Origin of the sequence: Streptomyces anandii JCM 4720, assembly GCF_014650655.1 — a bacterium.
Classification (GTDB): domain Bacteria; phylum Actinomycetota; class Actinomycetes; order Streptomycetales; family Streptomycetaceae; genus Streptomyces; species Streptomyces anandii.
The window spans coordinates 569,711-571,738 of the sequence record NZ_BMVJ01000003.1; the positions used below are offsets into that span (position 1 = coordinate 569,711).

The following is a 2,028-nucleotide window of genomic DNA, read 5'->3' on the forward strand; positions in this document are numbered from 1 at the left end:
TTGTGCAGGTTCAGGTGGGAGACGTCGCCGCCGAAGTGGCCCGGCTTGGCGAGGCCCACCAGGGCGTTGAGGTTGGCGCCGTCGACGTACACCTGGCCGCCGGCCTCGTGGACCTGGGCGCAGATGTCGGCGACGTGCTCCTCGAACACACCGTGCGTGGACGGGTAGGTGATCATGAGCACGGCCAGCTGGTCGCGGTGCTGCTCGATCTTGGCACGCAGGTCGGCCACGTCGATCTCGCCGTCCTCGGCGGTCTTCACGACCACGACCTTCATGCCGGCCATGACCGCGCTGGCGGCGTTGGTGCCGTGCGCGGAGGACGGGATGAGGCAGACGGTGCGCTGGTCGTCGCCGTTGGCGCGGTGGTAGCCGCGCACGGCCAGCAGACCGGCCAGCTCGCCCTGCGAGCCGGCGTTGGGCTGGAGGGAGACCTTGTCGTAGCCGGTGACCTCGGCGAGGCGCTCCTCGAGCTCGCGGATGAGGGTGAGGTAGCCCTGGGCCTGCTCGGCGGGCGCGAAGGGGTGCAGCTGCCCGAACTCGGGCCAGGTGACCGGCTCCATCTCCGTGGTGGCGTTGAGCTTCATGGTGCAGGAGCCCAGCGGGATCATGCCCCGGTCGAGCGCGTAGTCGCGGTCGGCCAGCCTGCGCAGGTAGCGCAGCATCGCGGTCTCGGAGCGGTGCTGGTGGAAGACCGGGTGCGTCAGGTAGGCGTCGGTGCGCAGCAGGGCCTCGGGCAGGGCCTCCGGGGCGGCGGCGTCCAGCGCGTCGATGTCCCCGGCGACTCCGAACGCGGCCCACACGGCGCGCAGCTCGGCGCGGGTGGTGGTCTCGTCGCAGGCCATCGAGACGTGGTCGGCGTCGGCGAGGTGCAGGTTGACGCCGTTGTCGCGGGCGGCGGCGACGACCTCGGCGGCCCGCCCCTCGACTCGCGCGGTCAGCGTGTCGAAGTAGGCGCCGTGGACGACCTCGACGCCGCCGGCCTTCAGGCCCTCGGCGAGGACCGTGGCGTAGCGGTGGGTGCGCCGTGCGATGGCCTTGAGGCCCTCGGGGCCGTGGTAGACGGCGTACATGCCGGCCATGACCGCCAGCAGCACCTGGGCGGTGCAGATGTTGCTGGTGGCCTTCTCACGGCGGATGTGCTGCTCGCGGGTCTGCAGGGCGAGCCGGTAGGCCTTGTTGCCGTCCGCGTCGACGGAGACGCCGACGAGCCGGCCGGGCAGGCTGCGGGCGAACTTCTCGTGCACCGCCATGTATCCGGCGTGCGGTCCGCCGAAGCCCATGGGCACGCCGAAGCGCTGGGTGGTGCCGACCGTGATGTCCGCGCCGAGCTCACCGGGGGACTTCAGCAGGGTGAGGGCGAGCAGGTCGGCGGCGACGGTGACCAGGGCGCCCAGCTCGTGCGCCTGCTCGATGACCGGCTTCAGATCGCGTACGGCACCGGAGGCGCCCGGGTACTGCAGGAGTACGCCGTTGATCTCCCGCTCGGCGATCTCGGCCGGGATGCCCTCGCCGAGGTCGGCGACGACGACCTCGACACCGGCCGGTTCGGCGCGGGTCTCGATGACGGCGACGGTCTGCGGCAGCGTGTCCGCGTCGACCAGGAACAGGCCCTTCTTGTTCTTGCCCATGCGGCGGGACAGCGCCATGGCCTCCGCGGCGGCGGTGCCCTCGTCCAGCAGGGAGGCGCCCGAGGTGGGCAGGCCGGTGAGGTCGGCGACCACGGTCTGGAAGTTCAGCAGCGCCTCGAGGCGGCCCTGGGAGATCTCCGGCTGGTACGGGGTGTAGGCCGTGTACCAGGCCGGGTTCTCCATGACGTTGCGCAGGATGACGGGCGGGGTGAACGTGCCGTAGTAACCGAGGCCGATCATCGAGCCGAGGACCTGGTTGCGGTCGGCGAGCGAGCGCAGCTCGGCCAGCACCTCGGCCTCGGTGCGGGCGCCCGGCAGATCGAGGGCGTCGGCGTTCTTGATCACATCCGGGACGGCGGCGGCAGTGAGTTCGTCGAGCGAACCGTAGCCGACCTGCGCG

General features: G+C 71.7%; 1 protein-coding gene. It reads right to left on the reverse strand.

The features are described from left to right. Positions 1 to 2,028 (reverse strand): aminomethyl-transferring glycine dehydrogenase (gene gcvP, locus IE249_RS08595; RefSeq protein ID WP_229857873.1); only part of this gene is annotated, 2,028 nt, incomplete at both ends.